This is a genomic window from Pseudomonas sp. EZ-C24 (assembly GCF_014525325.1).
GTDB lineage: Bacteria > Pseudomonadota > Gammaproteobacteria > Pseudomonadales > Pseudomonadaceae > Aquipseudomonas > Aquipseudomonas shirazensis.
On record NZ_JACDIU010000014.1, the window covers coordinates 1,200,828 to 1,226,044 of the forward strand.

Genomic DNA, 25,217 nt, shown 5'->3' on the forward strand with positions numbered 1-25,217 from the left:
TATTGCTGTTGTCTGCCATCAACCCAGACCGGCCAGGCGAGTAACCGCCGCCTGTACCGACAAAAAAAAGAGAGAGGCTCCAACCGTGATCGATGCCCTGAAGCACTTGCCGCGCCCGCGTGCCGGCGCCGAACAACTGGCCGATAACTTCGGCGATCTCGCCCCCCCCCTCACCGCCCGCCAGGCTGCCGTGGAAAGCGCCCGCTGCCTGTACTGCTTCGATGCACCGTGCATCAACGCATGCCCCAGCGATATCGACATCCCGTCGTTCATCCACCGAATCAGCGACGACAACCTGCAGGGTGCCGCCGAGAAGATCCTCTCGGCGAACATCCTCGGCGGCAGCTGCGCGCGGGTCTGTCCGACCGAGATCCTCTGCCAGCAAGCCTGCGTGCGCAACAACGCCCAGGAATGCGCACCGGTCCTGATCGGCTTGCTGCAACGCTACGCAGTAGACAATGCCAATTTCAGTGAACACCCGTTCAAGCGCTCACCTGCCAGCGGCAAGCGCATTGCCGTGGTCGGCGCCGGCCCTGCCGGGCTGTCGTGCGCGCACCGGCTGGCCATGCACGGGCATGACGTGGTGGTCTACGAAGCACAAGAGAAGGCCGGTGGCCTCAATGAATACGGCATCGCCCGCTACAAGCTGGTGGACGACTACGCCCAGCGCGAGGTCGATTTCTTGCTCGGCATCGGCGGCATCGAGATTCGCCATGGTCAGCGCCTGGGCGCCAACCTCAGCCTCACCGAGCTGCATCAGCAATATGATTCGGTGTTCCTCGGTGTGGGCCTGAATGCTGTGCGCCAGCTGGGTCTGGCGGACGAAGAGGCGCCAGGCCTGCTCGCAGCCACCGAGTACATCCGCGAGCTGCGCCAGGCTGATGATCTCAGCCAACTGCCGCTGGCAGAGCGCTGCCTGGTGATCGGCGCGGGCAACACGGCGATCGATATGGCCGTGCAGATGAGCCGCCTCGGCGCTCGCGACGTCAACCTGGTGTATCGCCGCGGCCATGCCGACATGGGCGCCACCGAGCATGAACAGGATATCGCCAAGGCCAACCAGGTCCGCTTGCACACCTGGGCGCGCCCCGATGCGGTGTTGCTGGATGACATGGGTCGCGTGCGTGGCATGCGCTTCATACGTACCGAGATGGCCGACGGTCGCCTGCGCGACACCGGCGAAAGCTTCGAGCTGGCTGCCGATGCCATCTTCAAGGCCATCGGCCAACGCTTCGACGACACCAGCCTGAGCGACCCACTGGCGGCGCAACTGGCCCGCGACGGCGAGCGCATTCGCGTCGACCAGTGCCTGCGCACCAGCCTACCCGGCGTGTATGCCGGCGGTGACTGCACGGCGCTCGGCCAGGACCTCACCGTACAGGCAGTGCAACACGGCAAACTGGCCGCTGAAGCCATCCATGCCCAACTCATGCTCAATGTGGAGGCCGCATAAATGGCCGATCTGTCCATCGTATTCGCTGGCATCAAGGCGCCCAACCCGTTTTGGCTGGCCTCCGCACCACCCACCGACAAGGCCTACAACGTGGTCCGCGCGTTCGAGGCTGGCTGGGGCGGTGTGGTCTGGAAAACCCTCGGCGAAGACCCGGCCGCAGTCAACGTGTCGTCGCGCTACTCGGCGCACTTCGGCGCCAACCGGCTGGTGCAGGGCATCAACAATATCGAACTGATCACCGACCGCTCCCTGGAGATCAACCTGCGCGAGATCACCCAGGTGAAGAAGGACTGGCCGGATCGCGCGCTGATCGTGTCGCTGATGGTGCCCTGTGAAGAGGAGTCGTGGAAGTTCATCCTGCCGCTGGTCGAAGCCACCGGTGCCGACGGCATCGAGCTCAACTTCGGCTGCCCCCACGGCATGCCCGAGCGCGGCATGGGCGCGGCGGTCGGCCAGGTGCCCGAATACGTCGAGATGGTCACCCGCTGGTGCAAGACCTACTGCTCGCTGCCGGTGATCGTCAAGCTGACGCCGAACATCACCGACATCCGCCAGTCGGCGCGCGCGGCCCATCGCGGAGGCGCCGATGCGGTGTCGCTGATCAACACCATCAACTCGATCACCAGCGTCGATCTGGACCGCATGGTCGCCCACCCTATCGTTGGCGATCAGAGCACCCACGGCGGCTACTGCGGCTCGGCGGTCAAGCCGATCGCGCTGAACATGGTTGCGGAAATTGCACGCGATCCGCAGACCCGCGGCTTGCCGATCTGCGGCATCGGTGGCATTGGCAACTGGCGTGATGCTGCCGAGTTCATCGCCCTGGGCAGTGGCGCAGTACAGGTGTGCACGGCGGCGATGCTGCATGGTTTTCGGATTGTCGAGGACATGCAGGACGGCTTGTCGCGCTGGATGGATCAGCATGGCCATCAAAGCCTGGAAGCGTTCCGCGGTCAGGCGGTGGCGCACACGACTGACTGGAAGTACCTGGACATCAACTATCAGGTCATCGCCAAGATCGATCAGGATGCCTGCATCGGTTGTGGCCGCTGCCATATTGCCTGCGAAGACACCTCGCACCAGGCCATCGACAGCACGGTCAAGGCGGATGGCACGCACATCTACAGCGTGATCGATCAGGAGTGTGTGGGCTGTAACCTGTGCCAGATCACCTGCCCGGTCGAGAACTGTATCGAGATGGTCCCGCAGGACACCGGCAAGCCGTATCTGAACTGGACCCAGGACCCGCGCAACCCCTACCGCGAAGCCAGCTGAGGGCTGAACAGCGGCTATACAGTGCGCCGGGCTCAAGCCCGGCGCAGCTGTTTCAGGGCTCCAGGCCGATCCCGCGCAGGATCACCCCGGTTACGGTCTGGATGGCGCGCTCAAAGGCCATGTCCGACAGCGGCTCACCACCGTTGAGCAACGTCACCTGATAGCCAAAGTCGGCGTAGTGCTGGGTGGCGGCCCAGATCATGTACAGCAAGGCAGACGGCTCGACCGGCAGAATCTGCCCTTCTTCGACCCAGCGACGGATCTTGTTCTCCTTCGACTGCGCCCACGGCACCAAGCTTTCGTCCAGACTGGTGCCGAGCAGCGGCGCGCCGTGAAGCATCTCTTCAGCCCAGATCTTTGAGCCCAGCGAGCGCGAGCGCGAGTGGCTCATCTTGGCCCGGATGTAACTGGTCAGCACCACCCGCGGGTCGTCGAAACGCTCGAAGCACAGGGCGTCCTGCTTCCAAACCTCGAGCAGGTCCTGCAGCACGGCGCGGTACAGGTCGTCTTTGGTGTTGAAGTAGTAATGCAGGTTGGACCGCGGCAGCTCGGCCTGCTCGGCGATATCACCCATCGACGTCGCGCCGAAGCCCTTCTCGGCGAAAACCTTTTCGGCAGCGTGCAGAATCTTTTCGACGTTACGGCGGCGGATCTCGATCTTGTGGTTGGCCATGGCCTGTCCAAAACGACTGAAACCCGTCAAGGCTAACAGTTTTGCCGGCGTTACTCACTCGGCAAGCGGCGCCCTGCGCTGCAGGCGTTGCAGCAGGCAACGGCCAGCTGCAAGCGCCCAGACCAACAGCGCGATCACGCTGACGCTGAACAGCATGCCCGAGACGCCGCTCTGGCTGATCAGCTTGCCGGCGAAGAACGGGAAGCCGAATACGCCGATGAAATACGCCAGGCTGAACAGCAGCAACGCCTGCGCGGTCAGGTGCGGCGGCGCTTCATTGGCTGCCAGGCCATTGATCACCGAGTAATTCAGGCCGTAGCCGATGCCCAGCACGCCGGCAGCCAGCACATAGCTGAAGCTGTCATGCACCCAGCTGGCAAAGCCCAGCACGGCGATCAGCATGAGTGTGGTCAAGGCCAGCGAGGCCGGCAGCGGACTGCGTTTGACCACCCAACCGGCGATCAACAACCGGCAGGTGATGGCGGCGCCCATGAAACCGATGAAAAACAGCGAATAGTCCAGACCAAGACTGGCCGCGTAACTGGTCTGGAAACTGCCCATGCCGCCAAAGATCGCCCCACCCAGGCCGACCATCACGATCGACAACGCCGAGCGCGAGCGCAGCACCTCGGCCGCCGAGCGCAGGCTGATCTGTACCGGCTCGCTGGGGCGCTGCTGGGCGATGGCAGTGGCCGCGCCCAAGCGCCAGAAGTAGCCACCGCCCAGCGCTGCGGTCAACGCGGCAGTGATGAACGCGGCCTGGACCGGCAGCCCCGCCAGCGCCGCCAACTTGCCCGCCAACGGGCCGCTGCCGATGCCGGCCAGCATGCTCCCGGACAACAGCGCAAAGCAGTGCGTGCGCCGCGCCGGCGCGACCATCGCCGCGACCATGATCGGCCCCACGGTGTAGAACACGCCCCAGCCGATGCCAAGCAGTGCACCGCAGGCCATCAGCATCAGGCCCAGTCCCGGCGCCGTGGCGAAGCCCAGTGACGCGAGCACAAGGCACAGTGCACCCAGCGCAATACAGCGGGCCGCGCCCAAGCGCTGCAGCACGTGGCCGGATACCAGCACCGCGATCAGAGTACTGACCATGGCCACCGCGAATACCTGACCAGCATCGTGCTCGTTACCGCCGAACGAGCGCACCAGCAGCGACACCAGAAAGGTCGCGCCATAGGCAATCGAGAGCAGGAAGCTGGCAAAGCAAAAGGCGCCGAATCGAGGGGTGGCGGGTGAGTTCATCGGCGCGATCCGTGGGCGAATGGGAGTTGCTTTCTAACACGGCCGGAGGCTGCCTTAGGCATGCCAATGCCGGAGTTGAGTTAACCAGGATTGCATCTTTCAGTCTGGATCACCCCGCTCGCTAGAGATCGCGAGCCATCAGCCACTGCTCCTTGTCCCAGGCCTCAAAGCGCTCCAATACATGCCAGCCGCGCTTGGCGTAGTAAGCGCTCTGGTCGTGGGTGTGCAGGTACAGGCGAGGGATGCCCAGTGAGCTGGCGTGAGCGCAGATCGCTTCGATCAACTGCGCCGCCAGGCCCCTGCCGCGAGCCTCGGGCTCGACCAGTACACATGCCAGCCAAGGGCCGAGGTCTGGTCGCTCAGGCAGGTCAGCGGCTGCCAGGCAGGCGCCGCCCAGCAAGCGCCCTTGCTCGAGCGCGACCAGGCATTTCCAGTCACCATTGCGCTGGCCCTCGGCAAACTCCGCTTGCCAGTCGGCCAGCGGCTGCGTTGCATACTCGTAGCTGAATTGCTGGTGAAGCCGTTGCGCCATATCGGCGCAGTGGTGCATGTGCTGTTCGAGCCAGTGCAGCGAATGCATGAGCAAATCCTTTACAGGCAGATCCCTGAAGACCGCATTCAACCACAACGCGCCCGCGCCGGGCACTGTGCCTTGTGCAGGTTCAACGCGGTGTTGATGATGCCGATATGGCTGAACGCCTGTGGGAAGTTGCCGAGCATGCGCTGTGCTGTCGGCTCATATTGCTCGGCCAGCAGGCCGAGGTCGTTGCACAGCCCGAGCAGGCGCTTATACAACGCTTCGGCCTGTTCGTGACGGCCCTGCAACACGTACACATCAGCCAACCAGAACGAACACACCAGGAACGTCCCCTCGCCCGCCGACAGCCCATCGCCGCCGCTCTCACTGTCGTAACGCAGCAGCAAGCCATCCTTCAACAGCCGGCTTTCGATCTGCTCAAGCGTGCGCACAAAACGTGGATCGTCGGCGGGCAAAAATCCGGTCAGGGCAATCTGCAGCAGGCTGGCGTCCATTTCACTGGAACCATAGGCCTGAACGAAATACTCGCCACTCGGGTCCAGCCCGTTGGCACAGACTTCACGGTGGATCTCATCCGCTACCCTGCGGTAATGCTGGCCGCGCTCAACCTCTTCCTCGGTGGTTTCTGCCAGGCTGGCGGCACGATCAAAGGCGACCCAGGCCATGACCTTGGAGTGCACAAAGTGCTGAGTGCCGCCGCGCACTTCCCAGATACCCTCATCGGGCTCGCGCCAAATGCTCTCCACATACGGCAGAATCAACCGCGCAATGGCCGCGCTGCGGGGATGGCGCGGCAGACCGCCCTTGATCGCCTGGGTCATGGCATCGGCAACTTCGCCATAAATATCCAGCTGATGCTGCCCGGCCGCAGCGTTGCCGACCCGTACCGGCTGAGAGTGCTCATAGCCCGCCAGCCACGGCAGGTCGTACTCCTGCAGATCGCGCTCACCGGCCAGCCCGTACATGATCTGCATCTGCTCCGGATTGCCCGCCACCGAACGCAGCAGCCATTCGCGCCAGGCTTGCGCCTCGTCGAAGTAGCCCAGGTTCATGAATGCCAGCAAGGTCATGGTCGCATCGCGCAGCCAACAATATCGGTAGTCCCAGTTGCGCTCACCACCGACCCGTTCTGGCAGCGAGGTGGTCACCGCCGCGACGATGCCGCCAGTTGGCGCATAGGTCATCGCTTTGAGCGTAATCAGTGAACGCCGCACCTGAGCGCTATAGCGGCCAACGTCGGGGCAGCGGCCGGCAAAGGCCTGCCACTCGTTGAGGGTATGGGCAAATGCCTCGTCCAGGTCGCAGTCAGGCTGCACCGGCAGATGCGAAGGCTGATGGCGCAGGCTGAACACATGGCGCTCGCCGGCAGTTACGCGAAAGCGCACACCGGTATGGTGATCCCAGGCATGAGTGGCGACGCTGCTGGAAAGAATCAGGCGGTCGGGCCCAGCCACCGCGCTGAGGGTCAGTGGGTCGATCTTTTCCACCCACGGCACGCTGCGGCCATAATCAAAACGCAGCACCAGATCCATCTCGAAGCTGGTTTCGCCAGCCAGGCCCTCGACGATGCGAATCACCGAGTTGGTGTCACCCAGCGGCATCAAATCAAGCACCCGCGCCCGACCGCTGGCGGTGCTGTACACCGTCTCCAGAATCAGGCTGTCTTCAAGGTACTGGCGCGTGCTGCTCTCAACCGGATCGGAGGGCGCCAGGCGCCAGCGGCCGTTCTCTTCGTTGCCGAGCAAGGCGGCAAACACCGCCGGGGCGTCGAAGCGCGGCAGGCATAGCCAGTCGATCGAGCCGTCGCGGCTGACCAAGGCGGCGCTACGGCAGTTGCCGAGCAGAGCGTAGTCTTCGATCGGGGCTGGCATTGAAACTCCTTGGCATGGGTTGAACAGGTTTGGCGGGTTAAATCACCGAAAAGTTCTACCGACCCGGCAACATCAGCCCAGGCTATGCCACTCGCGCTTGTCACGGCTGAGCAGCTCGTTGCCCGCTTCCGGGCCATCCTCGCCGGCAGGATATTCATGCACCTTGCTCTCGCTGGCCCAGGCATCGAGAAACGGCTGTACGGCACGCCAGCCGTTTTCGATGTTGTCAGCGCGCTGGAACAGCGTCTGGTCACCGGTCAGGCAGTCGTAGATCAGCGTCTCGTAGCCGGTGGCCGGCGGCATCTTGAAGAAGTCCTTGTAGGCAAAGCCGAGCTCGACATTCTCCATGATCATCTCCGGCCCCGGGCGCTTGGCCTGCAGGTCGAACCACATACCTTCATTGGGCTGGATCTGGATTTTCAGGTAGTTGGCCTTGGGCCGCTCCAGCTCCGATTCACGAAACTGTGCGTACGGCGCTGGCTTGAAGCAGATGGCGATCTCGGTGTCACGCACACTCATGCGCTTGCCGGTACGCAGGTAAAACGGCACCCCAGCCCAACGCCAGTTGTCGATCATCACCTTCAAGGCGACATAGGTTTCGGTCTGGCTGTCAGGGGCTACGTTGGCTTCTTCGCGGTATCCCGGCACGCGCTTGCGGCCCTGCTTGCCGACGCTGTACTGGCCGCGCACCGAGTTCTTCAGGGCCATCTTGGTCGACCAGGGACGGATGGCGCCGATCACCTTGGCCTTTTCGCCGCGCACCGCATCGGCGCCGAATGCAGCTGGTGGCTCCATGGCGACCATGGCCAACAGCTGGAACAGATGATTGGGGACCATGTCGCGCAGCGCCCCGGTGTTGTCGTAGAACGCACCACGGGTCTCGACGCCGACGGTCTCGGCAGCGGTGATCTGCACGTGGTCGATGTAGTGATTGTTCCAGAACGATTCAAACAGGCCATTGGAGAAGCGGCTGACCAGAATGTTCTGTACGGTCTCTTTGCCCAGATAATGGTCGATGCGGTAGATCTGTCGTTCATGCATGACCTTGAGCAGGCAGGCGTTGAGCGCTTCGGCGCTGGCCAGGTCGGTGCCAAACGGTTTTTCGATCACCACCCGGCGGAAGCCCCCTGCCGACTCATCGAGCAAGCCCGCCTCGCCCAGCCGCTGCGCGACCTCAGGGAAGAATCGCGGCGAGGTGGCCAGATAAAAGATGGCGTTGCCATGGCGGGTGCCCTCGACGCGCTTGGCCAGGGCCTGATAAGTGGCCGGGTCGAGGAAATCACCGGTCTGGTAATCCAGCCGCTTGGCCAGCCGCGCCCAGACCTTTTCATCGAGATTTTTGGGCGCGCCCTCGCCCTGCTCGCGGTTGGCCATGAAACTGTGCAGGCGCTCGGCAAACTCCTCTGCGCTGGCGGCGTTGTGGTCAACGCCGACGATACGCAAATTGCGATCGAGCAGGCCGTCGCGGCTGAGGTTGTACAGCGCCGGCATCAGCAGGCGCTTGACCAGATCACCATTGGCGCCGAACAGGAACAACGTGCACGGCGGTGCTGCGGGTATCTTCGTTTGGCTCATGGGCGCTTGTTCTCGACATGCCCACCAAAGCCCAGGCGCATGGCCGACAGGACCTTGTCGCCGAAGGTGCCCTGCTGCTGGCGTGAACGGAAGCGGGCAAACAGCGCGCTGGACAATACCGGTACCGGCACGGCCTGCTCGACGGCAGCGTCGATGGTCCAGCGGCCTTCACCACTGTCCGACACCGAACCACTGAACTGAGCCAAGGCCGGGTCGGCGACCAGCGCGTCGGCGGTCAGGTCGAGCAGCCACGAGGTGACCACGCTGCCACGGCGCCAGACTTCGGCGATTTCTGCCACGTTCAAGTCAAAGCGCTCGGCCTCGGGCAATTCATCACCGCCCTTGCTGCGCAGCAGGTCGAAGCCTTCGGCATAGGCCTGCATCAAGCCGTATTCGATGCCGTTGTGGATCATCTTCACGTAGTGGCCGGAGCCTGCCGGGCCGGCATGGATGTAACCGTGCTCGGCACGTGCGTGCTCACCTTCGCGGCCCTGGGTGCGCGGGATCTCGCCAACACCCGGGGCCAGTGCGCTGAACAGCGGCTCCAGGCGCTCAAACACGTCTTTCTCGCCGCCAATCATCATGCAATAGCCGCGATCCAGGCCCCAGACGCCGCCGGAGGTGCCGACATCCAGATAATGCAGGCCACGCTGGGACAGCTCGGCCGCGCGGCGCATGTCGTCTTTGTAGAAGGTATTGCCGCCGTCGATGATCGCATCGCCTGGCTCGAGCAGGTCGGCCAGCTGGCGGATGGTCTGCTCGGTCGGCTCGCCGGCTGGCAGCATCACCCACACGGCGCGCGGAGCTTTGAGTTTTTGAATCATTGCGCCCAGGTCGTGGGCACCCTGGGCGCCTTCATTTTCCAGGGCGGTGACCGCGTCGCGATTGCGGTCATGGACCACGGTACGATGCCCGGCACGCATCAGCCGTCTTGCAATATTGCCGCCCATGCGGCCCAGCCCGACGATTCCCAATTGCATGTGGCGTCGCTCCCCTCAGAAATAGATAACAAGGCGTTTCAGGTTTTCAGATTAGTCCAGCTCATCGGCAAAGGGTTCAGCGACGAACGGCCTGACAACCATAAACAAAAAAGTTCCCAAGCTCGCAGAAAGAATTCAGAATGCGCGCCGTATGAGCGGCTACGCTTAGAATGTCACTAGCCAATTGCGAGGTGTGCAATGGGTACCTTGATGCAAAACACTCCTGTCCAGACCCTTTTTGTTTCCGTTCGCCGTGATGAACTGCGTCGTCTGAAGGAAGAGCGTGACCTGCTGTTGCAACAGGTCGCACAGTTGAGCCTGCAGCTTGAGCAGGGCAAAAACAGCGAAAAGTCCCTCATTAGCTGAGACCCTTTACCTACATTTATCGCACGTAGTTGTTTCTACCTTGGAAGCCTCGCAGGCCCACCCGGCGGCCTGCTTCCAAGGAGTTTCAGCATGAACCGCCCCCGCCTTTACCTATCTGTAGCTTTCCTGTGCCTGCCTGCATACGCGACCGCGGCAACCAAAGAGTGCCAGCCCGTTGCCGACGATGACGTGCTGTCGCTGTTCAGCCAATGGAATGCCAGCTTGCAGAGCGGTGATCCCGCGGCCGTGGCCAGGCTGTATGCAGTAGACGCGCTGTTGCTACCCACGGTGTCCAGTCTGCCGCGGCTGAGCACTGCCGAGCGTGTTGACTACTTCAAGCATTTCCTTGCTGACCGCCCATCCGGCAGGCTCGATAGTCACCATGTCAGCATCGGTTGCAACCAGGCGTCACTGGCCGGGCTGTACACATTCGATTTTGCGGCGACCGGCAAGCAAGTGGCCGCTCGCTATACCTTTACCTACGACTGGACCGGCAGCGAGTGGCTGATCAGCCATCATCATTCCTCGCTGCTGCCTGCTGACTGAAGCTTGTACCAGGCTTGGCAGGGCACGGCAGGCGGGCGCCAAAAGAGCTGCGCAGCAGACAATAAATAAGTTGAATTGGGAACCATTCGCTTTTATCTTGCGCCCGGTCCTCAATTCAACTGTGCCTGTCTGCCAGGGGCGTCGCATGTCGCTGCATGAAACAGATTCGATCATCCCTCTTGATGTTCTCTACGGTACCCAGCGCAGCTGGCTGCAGGCATGGCTGCGGCGTTCGCTGGGCTGCTCGCAGCAGGCTGCAGACCTGGCGCAGGACACGTTCGTGCGTTTGCTGGTGCGTAACCAGCCAATCAGCGACCGCGCCCCGCGGGCATTGCTGGCGCGCATCGCCCGCGGCCTGGTGATCGATCACTGGCGCCGCGATGCACTGGAACGCGCCTACCTTGAGACCCTGGCCCTGCAGCCAGAGGCCAGTTTCCCATCCCCTGCAGTCCGCCATGAGGCACTGCAATGTCTGGAGCGCATCGCGCAAATGCTCGACGGCCTCAAGCCGGCCGTGCGTGAGGCATTCCTGCTTTACCAACTGAGCGGCCTGACCCACGTGCAAGTAGCCGAGCAGTTGGGTATTTCCAGCCGTACGGCCGAGCGACACGTAGCCAGCGCCCTGCTCCACTGCTATCGGGTGTGCTTCGAGGACGCCCTGTGAGCGCCTGCGCGGAGCGGTTGCCGGAGGCGATCGTGTGCAAGGCCATCGAGTGGCAGATGCGCCTGCGCGATCAGCCGCACCACCCCGAGTTGCAGGCGCAGCTAATGGCGTGGCGGCAGCGCGATGGCCGGCATGAGTTGGCCTGGCTGCGCTTGGGCCAGTTGGCTGGTCAGTTTGACCCTGGGCGGTTACCGGATGCAGCGCAGACCTCGGCCGTGTTACGGCGGGCCGAGGTAGATGTGGGCCGACGGCGGATGCTGTCGTTGCTTGGGGTGGGTTTGGCGGTTGGCAGTGGCGCGTTGCTGTTGAGCCATACCGCACCTGGCTGGCGGAGTGACTTTGCCACGGCTACCGGGGAGCGTCGACGGGTGCCGATGGCCGCTGGTGGTGAGGTGCTGTTGAACACTGACAGTGCAGTGGATATCGAAGCTGGGCGGGTGCTGCTGCGTTCGGGTGAAGTGTTGCTGGATGGGCCTAGCTGGGTTGTCGGTTGCCGCTTCGCCAGTTGTGAAGGGCGCGGAGCGCGGGCGGTGGTGCGGGAGCGGGCTGGGTTCACTGAGGTGCATGTGGCGCGCGGACAAGTGATGGTGCGCGGGGCTGGCGGGGTGCAGCAGTTGGCTGCGGGGGATGGGGTGGCGGTAGATGGCGGAGGGGTCAGGCCGTTGGTAGGCGTGGGGCTCGATCCGTTTGGTTGGAGTCGGGGGGTGTTGGTTGCCAGTGATGTGGGGCTTGGGGAGTTTTTGGCCGAGGCTGGGCGGTATCGGGCTGGGTGGCTTGGGTGTGATGCGGGGATTGCCGGACTGCGATTGAGTGGGGTGTTTCGTTTGGATGACCCTGAGGGGTTGTTGGGCAATATCGAGCGGTTGTTGCCGGTCAGGGTGGTGGAGCGGACGCGGTGGTGGGTTCGGGTTGTGGCGGTTTGATCTGTGGTTTGTGGTTTGCTGCTTGTTTTGTGAGCTTATCCATTTTCTATTGTGGCAGTGCGGGCCCCTTTCGCCCTTACGGCGAGTCACTTTTTTGGCAAACGCCCCAAAAAAGTAACCAAAAAAGGGCTCGCTCCCACATACGGCCCCTGCGCTGCGCTCCGGGGTCCCCTCACTCCGGCATAGCTCTCGGGAGGACCGCGCTGTACGGCCCATCCTGGGCCGCAGCGCTTGCCGGCCATCCATGGCCGGCACCTCCCTTCGCAATGCCTGCGTTCGGCCTCCTGAGGTCGCTGGTAGATCAAGATCAAGAGCACGCCTCGCTGCGCTGGCGCAGGTCAAAAGCGAAGGTCAAAAGCTGGGGCCGTTTTGCGGCCCCGCCCTTGATCTGCGCCAGCGCAGCGAGGCGTGCTCTTGATCTTGATCTTGATCTTGATCTTGACCTTGACCTTGATCTTGACCTTGACCTTGATCTTGACCTTGATCTTGATCTTGACCTTGATCTTGATCTTGATCTTGCTCTTGATCCACCGGCGACTCAGGAGGCCGAGCGCAGGTCTTGCGAAGGGAGGTGCCGGCCATGGATGGCCGGCAAGCGCTGCGGCCCAGGATGGGCCGTACAGCGCGGTCCTCCCGGGAGCAAGACCGAAGCGAGGGAACCCCGCAGCGCAGCGGAGGGGCCGGATGTGGAGCCAAGCATTTTTTTGGTTACTTTTTTGGGGCGTTTGCCAAAAAAGTGACTCGCCGTAAGGGCGAAAGGGGCCCTAACAGCCACCACAGAAAACGGATAAGCCCACGAGACAGAGGACAAACCACAAATAACCGAAGCCGCCAGAAAAAACTGTCGGACTTCCCCACCTCATCCGGTTAGCAAAGATATCCCCTTCAACGGACCACCCCAATGCCACCCCACAGCAGCAACCTCCCCACCGCCCTGGCCCTGGCCCTGACCCTCTTGGCCAGCAGCGCCAGCGCCGCCGAAAAAACCGCGCCAGCCATCCCCCCAGGCCCGCTGGCCCAAGCCCTGAGCACCTTCGCCGAACGCTCGGGCATCACCCTCTCCTTCTCCCCACAAACCGTTCAAAACCTCACAACCCAAGGCACCCAGCCAGGCGGCACGCTCGACGAAGCCCTCGCCCGCCTGCTCCAGGGCACCAACCTTAGCCCGCACAAAACCCAATCCGGCTACGTCATCCTGCCCACCGCGACCGACACCAGCCTGCAACTCGATCCCACCAACATCGACGCCAACGCAAGCCAAAGCGCCTTCGCCCCGGTCAGCGGCTACTACGCCAGCAACGCCAGCAGCGCAACCAAGACCGACCGCCCGATCCTCGAAACCGCGCAAAGCGTCAGTGTCGTCACCGCCGCGCAGATCGCCGACCGCAAGGTCGACCGCGTCGAAGACGCCGTCGCCTACACCGCCGGCGTGCGTGTGGGCAGCTCGGGTCTGGACCCGCGCTTTGACATGATCAGCGTGCGCGGTTTCGAAACCACCATGTCCGCCGACTTCCTCGACGGCCTGCGCCAACCCGGCAGCGGCTGGCTGTCGCTGTACCAGACCGAAGCCTACAACCTGGAACGCATCGAAGTGGTCAAAGGCCCTGCTTCGGTGCTGTACGGCCAGATCAGCCCCGGCGGCATGGTCAACAGGGTCAGCAAACGCCCGAGCCTGGACGCACGCAACGAAGTGCAGATCCAGGCCGGCAACTATAACCACCAACAAGGCCAGTTCGACCTCGGCGGGCGCCTGGACGAACAAGGCGACCTGCTCTACCGCGTGGTCGGCGTCTACCGCGATGCAGAAAACTACATCGAGCAACTGAACAACGACGTGCGCCTGATCGCGCCCTCGCTGAGCTGGCAGATCGACCCCGACACCCGTCTCACCCTGCTCGCCCAATACCAGGAGCGTGAAACCGCCGGTTCACCGATGCTCTACCAGCAAGGCGAGCACCTGAGCAACTTCTGGCAGGGCGATGAATACTTCGACAAACTCGAACAGCGCCAGTGGACCCTGGGTTACGAGTTCGAGCACATCCTCAACGACACCTTCACCTTCCAGCAGAACCTGCGCTACGGCCAGGTCGACACCACCAACCAGTACATGCAGCCCTTCCAGGAGCGTGGCTCGGTGCTCGATCGACAAGCCGTCGGCGTCTACGAAAACATGACCTCGCTGTCGACCGACACCCGCCTGGTCAGCCGCTTCGACACCGGCAACCTGCGTCACACCCTGGTCAGCGGCTGGGACTATGCGCTGCTTGAAACCGACCTGCTGTACGCCATGGGCCCCGGGCCTTCGATCGATCGCTACGCGCCCGACTACCATCAGCCGGTTGCGCGCCCGAACACGGCCTGGGCCGACGAGGACGGCCTGGAGCACCGCAGCGGCCTGTACCTGCAAGACCAGATCGAGATCGACCGCTGGCGCCTGTCGGCCGGGCTGCGCCGTGACAAGGTAGATGTACGCCGCAGCAATCACCTCGCCGGCAGCAAGCGCAAGGACGACGACGCGGCCACCACCGGCTCGATCGGCGCGCTGTACCTGTTCGACAACGGTGTCGCGCCCTACTTCAGCTATGCCACCTCGTTTTTGCCACAGAGCAGCAGCCAGCCCGATGGGAGCCCCTACAAGGCCACCGAAGGCGAGCAATATGAGTTGGGCGTGAAGTACCAACCACCGGGCAGCTCGACCCTGCTCACCGCCTCGCTGTACCACCTGACCCAGCAAAACGTACTGACCCGCGACCTGGCCGACCCGACCCGCAGCATCGCCACCGGTGAGCAGACCTCAAAGGGCCTGGAGCTGGAAGCGGTATCCGACCTGAGCGAGCGCCTCAAGCTGACTGCCAGCTACAGCTACAACGATGCCGAGGTGACCAAGAGCAACGACGGCAACCAGGGCAAGCAACCGCTCAACGTGCCACGCCATCTGGCCTCGATGTGGCTCGACTACCGCTTGCCGTTCGGCCTCGGCCTGGGCGCGGGTGCGCGCTACACCGGCAGCAACTTCGGCGATGCCGCCAACACCCAGAAGAACGAGGGCTACACCCTGGTCGACGCTGGCGTGCACTACGACTTTGCCGGCGACCTGGACGGCGTGCGCCTGGGCTTCAATGCGCGCAACCTGCTCGACAAGCGCTACATCAATTGCCAGCAGGGTTACTGCTATCGCGGCGAGGCACGCAGCCTGGTCACCAGCCTCAGCTATCGCTGGTAAGGAGAACACTGATGACGCGCACACTGTGGATTTACCTGAGCGCCCTGTTGTTTGCCGGGCTGGCACACGCCGCGCCGGTGACACTGGACGGCACCGAACAATGGACGATGAAAAGCGCCGAAGGCCGCGAGTACCGGATCATGGTCAGCCTGCCGGAAGGCGATGTGCCGTGGACCGGTGGCTACCCGGTGATCTACCTGCTCGACGGCAACGCGTACTTCCCGGCCTTCCACGCCGCCAAGCGCGCGCAGGAGCGCTTGCGCGGCTCGATTCTGGTGGCGATCGGTTATCCCAGTGACACCCCGCTGGACTTCGAGCGCCGCGCCTTCGACCTGTCTCCGCCGCAACCGGCCGAACGCAACGTGCCGCCGCAGGGCGGCCAGGACGTGTTTCTGGATTTCATCGAAAAGCGGCTGATGCCTGAGGTCAACAGCCGCTTCAAGGTCGATCAAGACCAACGCAGCCTGGTCGGGCACTCGTTTGGTGGCATGTTCGCGGTGTATACCCTGTTCACCCGCCCGGCGCTGTTTCAGCATGCCGTGGCGATCAGCCCCAGCCTGTGGTGGCGTGACCGCTACTTGCTGGAACACGAGCGCACGTTCACCCAGCGTGCCCATGCCGGTCAGATCGACCTCACCCACAGCAGCCTGAGCCTGCTGATTGGTGATCGCGAGATGCCCCAGGAGATCCAGGACGCGCGCTCGCTGCAGTTGCGTCTGGAACAGCTGTCGCAGTACGGCCTGCGCAGTGATTTCCAGATCGAGCCAGGCGAAGACCATATGTCGGCGCCATTTCGTGTTGCCCCGCGCGTGCTCGACGAACTGATGAGCACACGTCGCTACTGACCGACCGACATCACCCCAAAGCGGCGCACCAACACGGTGCGCCAGATCCAAGGCGCACCCCGCTGGCGCATCGCATCCATGACATGAAACTGTCGTAAATGGTCGAGATCTTCGCCATTTACACCTCGCTACAGACGCCAACGTTTGCGTCTGGCCCGCCTCATAACGAAAGTGACCGGCGGGTCACCTTTTTATCACCTACTCTCCTACACTCAAATTCCGGCCCGCCATTTGCTCTGTCTTGAAGTGACGCAAATAAGTCGAACTTTTCAAAACGGCGGTGGGTCAGCAAGTAAGTAGGCCAGGCGAGGGAAAAAACCAGCCCTGGTCAAGCCATCCCAGACCGATCGACCGCCTTTGGCAAGTATGCCGATTGCGCAGTGCCCGCGCGCACGATCACGAGCATGGATAGCACTACACCGTTTAGACCAGAGAGAACCCAACACGAAGCAATGCGACGGGTGCCAGCCACCCGACCAGATTAGGGATGGAGAGAAGAATGATCAGTGCCGCTGTCGAGCCACACGCAAGTACTTTCAACCCGAACAACCGCGAGCCGCTGCAGATGGAGCGCGGGACGGCAGGCAAGGCACCTGGTGCCGAGCGCCAGAACAACCCGAACAAGCGCAAGGTTCTCTTTGTTACTTCGGAATTCGCCGACCTGGTCAAGACCGGCGGCCTGGGCGACGTTTCGGCCGCACTGCCGCGTGCCATGGCTCACCTGCATGATGTACGGGTGCTGATCCCCGGCTACCCGCAGGTGGTCGACAGCGACTACCCGATCCATATCGTTGGCGAACTCGGCGGCCACGCTGCTCTGCCGCCGTGCAAGATCGGCCGTATGGACCTGCCCGATGGCCTGGTCATCTATGTGCTGATCTGCCCGGAACTGTATGAGCGTGAAGGCTCGCCCTACGGCGCCAACAACGGGCGCGATTGGCCGGACAACCATATTCGCTTCGCCCGCCTCGGCTTGGCCGCAGCAGAAATCGCTGCTGGCGAGGGCCTGGCACACTGGACCCCGGAGCTGGTCCACGCCCACGACTGGCCGGCTGGCCTGGCACCGGCGTACATGCACTGGCGCGGTCTGAAGACACCGACTCTGTTCACCATCCACAACCTGGCCTATCAGGGCGTGTACAACCGTGGCTGCAGCCCGGAGCTGGCGATCCCTGATCATGCCATGCAGCAGGAAGGCATGGAGTTCTACGGCAAGCTGTCGTTCCTCAAGGCCGGCCTGGCTTATTCCAGCCACATCACCACGGTCAGCGCCACTTACGCCAAGGAAATCACCACCCCCGAGTTCGGTTGTGGCCTGGACGGCTTCCTTGCCAGCAAGGCGCAACAGGGCTTGCTTGGCGGCATTCCCAACGGCATCGACGAAAGCTGGGATTCGGCGACCGACAAGCACCTGGTGCACAACTTCAGCATCAACGACTGGGACGGCAAGGCGCGCAATGCCGCGCAGGTCCGCGAGCTGTTCGAACTCGAGCCATCCGACGGCCCGCTGTTCGCGGTGGTCTCGCGCCTGGTGTTCCAGAAAGGTCTGGACCTGACCTTGGCCGTTGCCGACTTCATCGTCGAGCAAGGCGGCCAGATCGCGATCATCGGCCGCGGCGAGCCGGAAGAAGAACAGGCCATGCGCGAGCTTGCCCTGCGTCACCCAGGCCGGATCGGCGTGCGCATTGGCTTCAACGAGACCGACGCCCGGCGCATGTTCGCCGGCAGCGATTTCCTGCTGATGCCATCGCGTTACGAACCCTGCGGCTTGAGCCAGATGTACGCCCAGCGCTTCGGTTCGCTGCCGGTGGCGCGCAATACCGGCGGCCTGGCCGACACCATCGACAATGGCGTCACCGGTTTCCTGTTCAACGAATCCACCGTAGACAGCTATCGCGAGGCGCTGAGCCGCGCCTTCTATATCTATGGCAAGAAAGACCTGCTGCATGCCATGCGCTGCCTGTCGATGACCCAGCCATTCAACTGGTGTCAGGCGGTCGAACCCTATGCGCACCTTTATGAAGATCTGGTCAAACAGGTCCAGCTGAGCAATTACTGATCGGAGCTTCGAAGATGCACAGACATGGCGCACATATGTTGGACGCCACGTCCGCGCGCTTCGCCCTCTGGGCGCCGGATGCGCGCAGCGTGAGCCTGCAACTGCAAGACCAACCTGAAATCGATATGCAGCGTGACAGCGATGGCTGGTTCAGCATCGATGTCGCCTGCCCGCCCGGCAGCCGTTATCGCTATCGGGTCAACGCTGAACTGGAAGTGGCCGACCCGGCCTCGCGCTATCAGCCCGAGGGCGTACATGGCCCCAGCCAACTGGTCGACCTTGCTGCCTACCCCTGGCTGCACCCGTGGCAGGGCCGGCCTTGGCATGAAGCAGTTATCCAGGAAGTGCACGTCGGCCTGCTGGATGGCTATGCCGGGGTCGCCGGGCAACTGCCGCGGCTGGCTGAGCTGGGCGTAACTGCCATCGAATTGATGCCCTTGGGGCAGTTCCCAGGCGAGCGTAATTGGGGCTACGACGGCGTGCTGCCGTTCGCTGCGCAGCACACTTACGGCAGCCCGCAGCAGTTATGTGCACTGGTTGATAAAGCCCACGGCCACGGCCTGATGGTGATGGTCGATGTGGTCTACAACCACTTCGGCCCGGACGGCAACTACCTGCACGCCTACGCTGACCCGTTCTTCCGTGAAGACCGGCAGACGCCATGGGGCGCCGCGATTGATTTTCGCAAGCCCGAGGTGCGCGAGTACTTTATCCAGAACGCTCTGATGTGGCTGTGTGACTACCGCATTGACGGCCTGCGCCTGGATGCGGTGCATGCTATCGACCAACCGGATTTCCTGGTCGAGCTGGCCGCCCGGGTGCGTGCTGCAGTAGAACCGGACCGACAGGTCTGGCTGGTACTGGAAAACGAGCACAATCAGGCCGACCTGCTCGAACAGGGCTTCGACGCGCAGTGGAACGACGATGGCCACAACGCCTTGCACGTGCTGCTGACCGACGAAGTGGAAGGGTATTACGAAGACTACAAGGACCGTCCAGTTGAAAAGCTCGCTCGCTGCCTGAGCGAGGGGTTCGTGTTCCAGGGGCAGAACACTCGCCACGGCACCCCGCGTGGTGAACCCAGCGGGCATCTGCCGCCGACCTCGTTCGTGCTGTTTTTGCAGAACCACGACCAGATCGGCAACCGCGCCATGGGCGAGCGCCTGACACGCCTCTGTCCGCCGCAGGCGCTGCGTGCCGCAACCGGGCTGTTGCTGCTGTCGCCGATGATCCCGTTGCTGTTCATGGGCGATGAAGAAGGCAGCTGCCAGCCGTTCGTGTTCTTCACCGACTTCCATGACGAACTGGCCGATGCAGTACGTGAGGGGCGCCGCGGCGAGTTTGCCCATTTCGCCGCATTTGCCAACCCCGATACCCGCGCCAAGATCCCCGACCCGAACGCCGCCGCGACCTTCAACGCCTCACGGCTTGATGGCCAGCAGGTACTGGCCGGCTGGCACGGCTTATACCAGCAACTGCTGCAACTGCGCGCTCGGCATATCGTCCCGCATTTGCCCGGCACCCGCGCACTGGGCTGCGAAGTGCTCGGCGACAAGGCCGTCAGCGCGCGCTGGCAGTTGGGCAACGGCAGCGAGCTGCGCATCGACCTCAATCTGGGCGGCACTGCCGTCAACGCCAACCTGCCCACCGCCCGCTGGCGCCTGTTCGACACCGGCGCCGATGCCCACCCTGACACTTCCCTGACCGCGCACAGTTGCGTGGTCAGCCTGATCCCTTCTGGCCTGGAACCTTCATGAGCGACTCGCCCCTGCACCAATTGGCCGCTCGGGCCGGCCTGGCCCGAGACTGGATAGACGCCAACAACCGCCCGCAACAGGTCAGTGACGAGGTCCTGCGCCAGGTCCTGGCCGGCCTCGGCCACCCTGCTGACGATGATGCCGCGAGCACTGCCAGCCTGCGTGATCTGGAACACGCCGAAGACGGCGAGCACCTGCCGCCGCTGTTGACCTGCGAGGTCGACCAGGCGCTGTCGCTGATACATTACTTCCCGGCGGGCAGCGCTGTGCAGTGCGTGCTGGAAAACGGCGACCCGCTCGAGCTGCAACTGGACGAGCAGGCGCGGCTGCCGGGCACCCTGCCGCTTGGTTACCATCAACTGCAGATCGAGCAGAGCGAGTTCACCGTGGCGGTTTGCCCGCCGCGCTGTTACAGCCTTGAACAAGCCGTTGACGAGCCGCCTGCGCGGCTGTGGGGCCTGGCCGCTCAGTTGTACAGCCTGCGCCGGGAAGGTGGCGGCGGTTACGGCGATTGCATGGCCTTGGAGCAACTCGCCCGCAGCGCTGCCGAGCGCGGTGCCGACGCCATCGCGATCAGCCCCATCCATGCCTTGAGCCTGGCCGATCAGCAGCATTTCAGCCCCTACTCGCCTTCCAGCCGGCTGCAGCTCAACAGCCTCTACGCCAGCCCCGCCACGGTGCTCGGTGAGCGTGCGGTGCGCCTAGCTGTGGAATCCTGCCTGTTGCAGCCAACCCTCGATGCACTGGAGCAGGAGCCGCTGGTCAACTGGCCGGTGGCCGCCGACGCGCAACAGCGCGTACTGGAAGCCCTCTACAAAGACTTCAATCAGGGCAATCATCCGCTACGTGAGGACTTTGACAGTTTCTGCGCCGCCGCCGGCGAGCCGCTCACGCTGCACTGCCGTTTTGAGCTGCTGCAGGCCGAAGCCGTCGCTCAGGGCATGAGCGGCGACTGGCGTAACTGGCCGCCAGCCTGGCAAGACCCTCACCACCCTGAAGTCGAAGCGCTGGCCGCCGCACATCCGTCGCGGGTCGAATACCATGCCTTCTGCCAGTGGCTGACCGAGCGCAGCCTGCAACGCGCGCAACAAGCGGCAGTTGCCGGCGGCATGGCCATCGGCCTGATCGCCGATCTCGCCGTGGGTGCCGACGGCGCCGGCAGCCAGGCCTGGAGCCGGCAGGATGAACTGCTCGCCAGCCTGACCGTCGGCGCACCGCCGGATATCCTCAATCGCTCCGGGCAAGACTGGGGCATCAGTGCGTTCTCCCCGGAAGGCCTCAAGCGCAACGGCTACCGCGCCTTCATCGAAATGCTGCGGGCCAACCTGGCACATGCCGGCGGCCTGCGCATCGATCACGTCATGGGCCTGCGCCGGCTGTGGCTGATCCCCAACGGCGCCAAACCCGGCGAAGGCGCGTACCTGAATTTCCCGCTCGACGACCTGCTGCGCCTGCTGGCGCTGGAGTCGGTCAAGCATGAGGCGGTGATACTTGGCGAAGACCTTGGCACCGTGCCCGACGGCCTGCGCGAAACGCTGGCGAGCAAGGCCCTGCTGGGCATGCGCGTACTGCCTTTCGAGCAGCACTCCACCGGCCACTTCAAGACGGTACTGGACTGGCCGGACGACGCCATGGCCACCACCGGCACCCATGACCTGGCGCCCCTCGCCGGCTGGCTGCAAAGCCGCGATATCGACTGGAGCCATCGCCTGCAGCTGCTCGATGCCACCGCCGAGCTGCACTGGCGTCACGACCGGCAAAAAGAGTGCGACGGCCTGCGCAGCCTGCTGGAAAGCAACTACGGCCCGCTGCCCGGTAACGACGAGTTGATTGACGCGGCTATCCGCTTTGTCGGCCATACCCGCGCGCCGCTGGTACTGATCCCGCTGGAAGACCTGCTTGGCAGCGATGAGCAGCCCAACCTGCCCGGCACTACCGAAGGCCACCCCAACTGGCGGCGGCGTTTTGCCAAGCCTGTAACTGAACTACTCGATGACGAAGACGCTGCACGGCGTTTGGAACTGCTGGCGCAAGCCCGCGAGCAAGCTTGGGAGCGTGACCGATGAAAGCCTTGACCGCCACTGTGCGCCTGCAATTGCACAGCGACTTCACCCTTGACGATGCAGTGCCGCTGGTGCCGTATTTTGCCCGCCTGGGCATCAGCCATGTGTACGCCTCGCCGATCCTCAAGGCCCGCGCCGGGTCACGTCATGGCTATGACGTGGTCGACCCGACCCAGATCAACCCGGAGCTGGGTGGAGAGGCAGCTTTGCTGCGCCTGATTGCCGCCCTGCGCCAGCACGGCATGGGCTTCATTCTCGACACCGTGTCCAACCACATGGCCGTCGGTGGCGCCGACAATCCCTGGTGGCAGAGCCTGCTGGCCTGGGGTCGACGCAGCCCCTATGCCGAATTCTTCGACATCCAGTGGCATTCCGCCGACCCGCTGCTGGCCGGTCAACTGCTACTGCCGTTTCTCGGCAGCGATTATGGCCAGGCCCTGCAGAACGGCGAACTGCCGCTGACCTTCGATGCCACGACCGGCGTGCTCGAGGTTGCTCATTACGATCACCGCTTCCCGATCTGCCCGGCCGATTACGGTCAGATCCTCAGCCACAGTCCACAGCTGCAAGACCTGGCCCAGCACTTCACTGCCCTGCGCGGTTCGGCGCAGCCGCTGATCGACGCCCAGGCGCTGCACGCCGAACTGGCCCGCCGGGTCAACGCCGGCACCTCGCTGGAGCCAGCCTTGGCCGCCTTCGACAGCAGCAGTGAGCAAGGCTTCCATCGCCTGCACGAGCTGCTCGAACGGCAGAGCTATCGCCTGGCCAGCTGGCGCACCGCTGCCGACGACATCAACTGGCGGCGCTTCTTCGACATCAATGAACTGGGCGGCCTGCGCGTTGAGCGTTCGGTGGTGTTCGAGGCGACTCATGCGAAGCTGTTCGAGCTGATCGAACGCGGCCTGGTCGATGGCCTGCGCATCGACCATATCGATGGCCTGGCCGACCCTCGTGGTTACTGCCGCAAACTGCGCCGACGGGTCGACAGCCTGCTCGCCGCTCGGCCAGTGGAAGCCGCCGTGGAGCACTTCCCGATCTACGTCGAGAAAATCCTCGGCGTCGACGAGCACCTGCATCAGGACTGGTTGACCGACGGCACCACCGGTTACGAGTTCATGAACCAGGTGTCGCTGGTGCAGCACGACCCGGCCGGTGAGGCGCCGTTGACCGAGCTTTGGCGCGAAGTCAGCGAACGCCCCGAGTTCGAGGAAGAAGTCCGCCAGGCGCGCAGACTGGTGCTCAACGCGAGCCTGGCCGGCGACTGCGAATCGGTGGCGCAGGCCTTGTTGCAAGTGGCCCGCGACGACCTGATGACCCGCGACCTGACCCTGGGTGCGATTCGCCGCGCCTTGCAGGCGCTGGTCGAGCATTACTCGGTGTACCGCACCTACATCAACGCCCTCGGCCGTCCTGCCGAAGACGAAGTGTTCTTCCAGCAGGCCTTGCTCGCTGCCCGGCAGACCCTCGCTGAAGCCGACTGGCCGCTGCTGACCCAGCTCGAGCAGTGGCTCGGCGGCCAGCGCTGGCGCAGCCTGCCACCGGGCCGCGCGCGCAAGCAGCTGCGTCATGCCTGCGTGCGCTTCCAGCAACTGACCGCGCCCAGCGCCGCCAAAGCGGTCGAGGACACGGCCTTCTATCGCTCGGCGCGGTTGTTGTCGCGCAATGACGTTGGCTTTGAAGCCGAGCGTTTCAGCGCACCGCCCGAGGCGTTCCATGAAGAAGCGCAGCGGCGCTTGCGTGACTTCCCGGACAACCTGCTGGCCACCGCCACCCACGACCACAAACGCGGAGAAGATTGCCGTGCTCGGCTGGCCGTACTCAGCGAACGCGGGCCATGGCTGGCGGGCCGTGTCGAGCATTGGCGCGAATTGGCCGAGCCGCTGCGCGAGGCGCTGGACGATGGCCCGGCACCGAGCCCGGGCGACGAGCTGATGCTGTATCAGACCCTGCTCGGCAGCTGGCCGCTGCACCTTGACCTGAACGATCAGAGCGCGTTGGAGCAATACGCCGAGCGCATCCGCCAGTGGCAGCAAAAAGCCCTGCGCGAAGCCAAACTGCGCAGCGCCTGGAGTGCTCCAAACGAGGCTTACGAGGCCGCCTCGGCGGCGTTTGTCGATGGCCTATTGCTGGAGCGTGATCACCAGCAACTGCGCAACTCGCTGGCCGAAGCTGCACAGGCGCTGGCCTGCCCAGGCGCACTCAACGGCCTGGTCCAGACCCTGCTGCGGATGACCTCTCCGGGCGTGCCAGACTTGTACCAAGGCAACGAGTACTGGGACTTCAGCCTGGTTGACCCGGACAACCGGCGCCCGGTCGACTACGCTCTGAGACGGGCCACGCTGGATGCCAGCACGCCACTGGCCGAGCTGCTTGGGCAATGGCGCGATGGGCGCATCAAACAGGCGCTGATCGCCGAGGTGCTGGACCTGCGCATGGCGCACCCGCAGCTGTTCCGCCGTGGTGACTACCTGCCGCTGGAGGTACAGGGCGAACATGCCGACAAGGTCCTCGCGTTTGCCCGTGTTGCCGCGGGCGAGCGCGCCATCGTGGTGGTGCCGCGCCTGGCCAGCAGCTTGCTGGGCACTGCCAGCACACCGTTGATCCCAGCGCAGAACTGGGGCAACACACAGCTGATTCTGCCGTTTGCCGAGTCCACTGCACATTGGACTGGACTTTTTGCCAGCCGCGCGGTCAGCCCTACTAGAGCGCTGAATTTGCGCGAGGTATTGGCGCAATGCCCGGTCAATCTGTTGATACAACAATCTTGAGTATCAGGAGCGTCATGATGAGTGCCAACGAAAAGCGTATTCGCCAGTTTGCCTACGAAATCTGGGAGTCCGAAGGCAAGCCAGAGGGTCATGAGGAACGCCATTGGGAAATGGCCCGCAAGCTCGTCGAAGCGGAAGCCAGCTCGCCCCAGGCCGAGCCCCGTAAAAAACCTGCAGCCAAGCCCAAGGCCGCTGCCGAGCCCAAAGCTGCCGCGCAGCCAAAGCCCAGCGCCGCCCAGAGCAAAGCAGCACAGGCCAAACCTGCCGCCAGCGCAGCAGAAAAACCAGCCGCCGCGAAGAAGCCTCGCACTGCGAAGAAACCTGCCGGCAGCTGAAACGCAACAATTACGTAGCGGTTGAGCTCAACGCCTCCAGCACCCCGGCGCCGTCCTG

At 63.6% G+C, this 25,217-nt stretch carries 20 protein-coding genes; 14 read left to right on the top strand and 6 right to left on the bottom strand.

The genetic code is table 11. The features are described 5' to 3' along the window. Window positions 1-85: 85 nt before the first annotated feature. Window positions 86-1,453, top strand: coding sequence for an NAD(P)-dependent oxidoreductase (locus tag IDM28_RS14740; RefSeq protein ID WP_188036316.1), 1,368 nt, complete (start codon window positions 86-88; stop codon window positions 1,451-1,453). Continuing rightward, window positions 1,454-2,728, top strand: a complete 1,275-nt coding sequence (gene preA / locus IDM28_RS14745) for an NAD-dependent dihydropyrimidine dehydrogenase subunit PreA (RefSeq protein WP_101320890.1) — start codon at window positions 1,454-1,456, stop codon at window positions 2,726-2,728. A 52-nt stretch (window positions 2,729-2,780) separates the two neighbouring features. Here the strand turns inward: preA and IDM28_RS14750 are convergent, their stop codons facing one another. The 6 genes from IDM28_RS14750 to gnd form a co-directional block, all read right to left on the bottom strand. After that, window positions 2,781-3,401 carry a TetR/AcrR family transcriptional regulator gene (locus IDM28_RS14750; RefSeq protein WP_188036317.1) on the bottom strand — a complete coding sequence of 207 codons (621 nt, stop codon included), beginning with the start codon at window positions 3,399-3,401 and terminating at the stop codon, window positions 2,781-2,783. A gap of 54 nt (window positions 3,402-3,455) precedes the next feature. Continuing rightward, window positions 3,456-4,646 carry an MFS transporter gene (locus IDM28_RS14755; protein ID WP_188036318.1) on the bottom strand — a complete coding sequence of 397 codons (1,191 nt, stop codon included), beginning with the start codon at window positions 4,644-4,646 and terminating at the stop codon, window positions 3,456-3,458. A gap of 121 nt (window positions 4,647-4,767) precedes the next feature. Next, entirely contained in the window at window positions 4,768-5,226 is a 459-nt protein-coding gene (locus tag IDM28_RS14760; RefSeq protein ID WP_188036319.1) for a GNAT family N-acetyltransferase, read from the bottom strand. A gap of 38 nt (window positions 5,227-5,264) precedes the next feature. Beyond that, a complete protein-coding gene (locus IDM28_RS14765) occupies window positions 5,265-7,055 on the bottom strand; it encodes a glycoside hydrolase family 15 protein (protein ID WP_188036320.1) in 1,791 nt (596 codons plus the stop codon). A gap of 72 nt (window positions 7,056-7,127) precedes the next feature. Further along, window positions 7,128-8,630, bottom strand: a complete 1,503-nt coding sequence (gene zwf / locus IDM28_RS14770) for a glucose-6-phosphate dehydrogenase (RefSeq protein ID WP_150569879.1) — start codon at window positions 8,628-8,630, stop codon at window positions 7,128-7,130. Further along, complete coding sequence (gnd, locus tag IDM28_RS14775; protein WP_188036321.1) at window positions 8,627-9,610, bottom strand: phosphogluconate dehydrogenase (NAD(+)-dependent, decarboxylating); 984 nt, start codon at window positions 9,608-9,610, stop codon at window positions 8,627-8,629. The genes zwf and gnd overlap by 4 nt, the downstream gene beginning before the upstream one ends. Window positions 9,611-9,808: 198 nt before the next feature. Between gnd and IDM28_RS14780 the strand changes: the two genes are divergently transcribed. The 12 genes from IDM28_RS14780 (at window position 9,809) to IDM28_RS14835 (ending at window position 25,159) form a co-directional block, all read left to right on the top strand. Continuing rightward, the gene (locus IDM28_RS14780; protein WP_178080778.1) at window positions 9,809-9,976 is read left to right on the top strand and encodes a DUF6026 family protein; all 168 of its coding nucleotides are present in this window, start codon (window positions 9,809-9,811) and stop codon (window positions 9,974-9,976) included. Between the two features lie 90 nt (window positions 9,977-10,066). Continuing rightward, window positions 10,067-10,522, top strand: a complete 456-nt coding sequence (locus IDM28_RS14785; RefSeq protein WP_188036322.1) for a DUF4440 domain-containing protein — start codon at window positions 10,067-10,069, stop codon at window positions 10,520-10,522. 145 nt (window positions 10,523-10,667) lie between these two features. After that, window positions 10,668-11,186: a sigma-70 family RNA polymerase sigma factor gene (locus IDM28_RS14790; RefSeq protein ID WP_101320907.1), complete on the top strand. Its 519-nt coding sequence runs from the start codon at window positions 10,668-10,670 to the stop codon at window positions 11,184-11,186. Beyond that, entirely contained in the window at window positions 11,183-12,109 is a 927-nt protein-coding gene (locus IDM28_RS14795; protein WP_188036323.1) for a DUF4880 domain-containing protein, read from the top strand. The genes IDM28_RS14790 and IDM28_RS14795 overlap by 4 nt, the downstream gene beginning before the upstream one ends. A 266-nt stretch (window positions 12,110-12,375) precedes the next feature. Next, a complete protein-coding gene (locus tag IDM28_RS14800) occupies window positions 12,376-12,849 on the top strand; it encodes a hypothetical protein (RefSeq protein ID WP_188036324.1) in 474 nt (157 codons plus the stop codon). Between the two features lie 161 nt (window positions 12,850-13,010). After that, window positions 13,011-15,332, top strand: coding sequence for a TonB-dependent siderophore receptor (locus tag IDM28_RS14805; protein ID WP_188036325.1), 2,322 nt, complete (start codon window positions 13,011-13,013; stop codon window positions 15,330-15,332). An 11-nt stretch (window positions 15,333-15,343) separates the two neighbouring features. Continuing rightward, a complete protein-coding gene (locus IDM28_RS14810; RefSeq protein ID WP_188036326.1) occupies window positions 15,344-16,177 on the top strand; it encodes an alpha/beta hydrolase in 834 nt (277 codons plus the stop codon). A 499-nt stretch (window positions 16,178-16,676) separates the two neighbouring features. Beyond that, entirely contained in the window at window positions 16,677-18,236 is a 1,560-nt protein-coding gene (gene glgA, locus IDM28_RS14815; protein WP_101320916.1) for a glycogen synthase GlgA, read from the top strand. Between the two features lie 14 nt (window positions 18,237-18,250). Continuing rightward, on the top strand, window positions 18,251-19,993 hold the full coding sequence (treZ, locus tag IDM28_RS14820) for a malto-oligosyltrehalose trehalohydrolase (protein ID WP_188036327.1): 1,743 nt from the start codon (window positions 18,251-18,253) through the stop codon (window positions 19,991-19,993). Continuing rightward, window positions 19,990-22,059 carry a 4-alpha-glucanotransferase gene (gene malQ / locus IDM28_RS14825; protein WP_188036328.1) on the top strand — a complete coding sequence of 690 codons (2,070 nt, stop codon included), beginning with the start codon at window positions 19,990-19,992 and terminating at the stop codon, window positions 22,057-22,059. Before treZ ends, malQ begins: the two co-directional genes overlap by 4 nt. Beyond that, window positions 22,056-24,824, top strand: coding sequence for a malto-oligosyltrehalose synthase (locus IDM28_RS14830; protein ID WP_188036329.1), 2,769 nt, complete (start codon window positions 22,056-22,058; stop codon window positions 24,822-24,824). Before malQ ends, IDM28_RS14830 begins: the two co-directional genes overlap by 4 nt. Window positions 24,825-24,838: 14 nt before the next feature. Next, window positions 24,839-25,159: a DUF2934 domain-containing protein gene (locus IDM28_RS14835; protein ID WP_101320924.1), complete on the top strand. Its 321-nt coding sequence runs from the start codon at window positions 24,839-24,841 to the stop codon at window positions 25,157-25,159. The last annotated feature ends 58 nt before the right edge of the window (window positions 25,160-25,217 follow it).

What these genes read in the sequence shown, in the direction of transcription:
- treZ (WP_188036327.1), top strand. Translation starts at nt 18,251, where the DNA reads ATGCACAGACATGGCGCACATATGTTGGACGCCACGTCCGCGCGCTTC.
- IDM28_RS14785 (WP_188036322.1), top strand. Translation starts at nt 10,067, where the DNA reads ATGAACCGCCCCCGCCTTTACCTATCTGTAGCTTTCCTGTGCCTGCCT.
- IDM28_RS14765 (WP_188036320.1), bottom strand. Translation starts at nt 7,055, where the DNA reads ATGCCAGCCCCGATCGAAGACTACGCTCTGCTCGGCAACTGCCGTAGC.
- zwf (WP_150569879.1), bottom strand. Translation starts at nt 8,630, where the DNA reads ATGAGCCAAACGAAGATACCCGCAGCACCGCCGTGCACGTTGTTCCTG.
- IDM28_RS14790 (WP_101320907.1), top strand. Translation starts at nt 10,668, where the DNA reads ATGTCGCTGCATGAAACAGATTCGATCATCCCTCTTGATGTTCTCTAC.
- preA (WP_101320890.1), top strand. Translation starts at nt 1,454, where the DNA reads ATGGCCGATCTGTCCATCGTATTCGCTGGCATCAAGGCGCCCAACCCG.
- IDM28_RS14810 (WP_188036326.1), top strand. Translation starts at nt 15,344, where the DNA reads ATGACGCGCACACTGTGGATTTACCTGAGCGCCCTGTTGTTTGCCGGG.
- IDM28_RS14835 (WP_101320924.1), top strand. Translation starts at nt 24,839, where the DNA reads ATGATGAGTGCCAACGAAAAGCGTATTCGCCAGTTTGCCTACGAAATC.
- IDM28_RS14755 (WP_188036318.1), bottom strand. Translation starts at nt 4,646, where the DNA reads ATGAACTCACCCGCCACCCCTCGATTCGGCGCCTTTTGCTTTGCCAGC.
- malQ (WP_188036328.1), top strand. Translation starts at nt 19,990, where the DNA reads ATGAGCGACTCGCCCCTGCACCAATTGGCCGCTCGGGCCGGCCTGGCC.
- IDM28_RS14800 (WP_188036324.1), top strand. Translation starts at nt 12,376, where the DNA reads ATGCCTGCGTTCGGCCTCCTGAGGTCGCTGGTAGATCAAGATCAAGAG.
- IDM28_RS14750 (WP_188036317.1), bottom strand. Translation starts at nt 3,401, where the DNA reads ATGGCCAACCACAAGATCGAGATCCGCCGCCGTAACGTCGAAAAGATT.
- IDM28_RS14805 (WP_188036325.1), top strand. Translation starts at nt 13,011, where the DNA reads ATGCCACCCCACAGCAGCAACCTCCCCACCGCCCTGGCCCTGGCCCTG.
- IDM28_RS14830 (WP_188036329.1), top strand. Translation starts at nt 22,056, where the DNA reads ATGAAAGCCTTGACCGCCACTGTGCGCCTGCAATTGCACAGCGACTTC.
- glgA (WP_101320916.1), top strand. Translation starts at nt 16,677, where the DNA reads ATGATCAGTGCCGCTGTCGAGCCACACGCAAGTACTTTCAACCCGAAC.
- IDM28_RS14760 (WP_188036319.1), bottom strand. Translation starts at nt 5,226, where the DNA reads ATGCATTCGCTGCACTGGCTCGAACAGCACATGCACCACTGCGCCGAT.
- IDM28_RS14780 (WP_178080778.1), top strand. Translation starts at nt 9,809, where the DNA reads ATGGGTACCTTGATGCAAAACACTCCTGTCCAGACCCTTTTTGTTTCC.
- gnd (WP_188036321.1), bottom strand. Translation starts at nt 9,610, where the DNA reads ATGCAATTGGGAATCGTCGGGCTGGGCCGCATGGGCGGCAATATTGCA.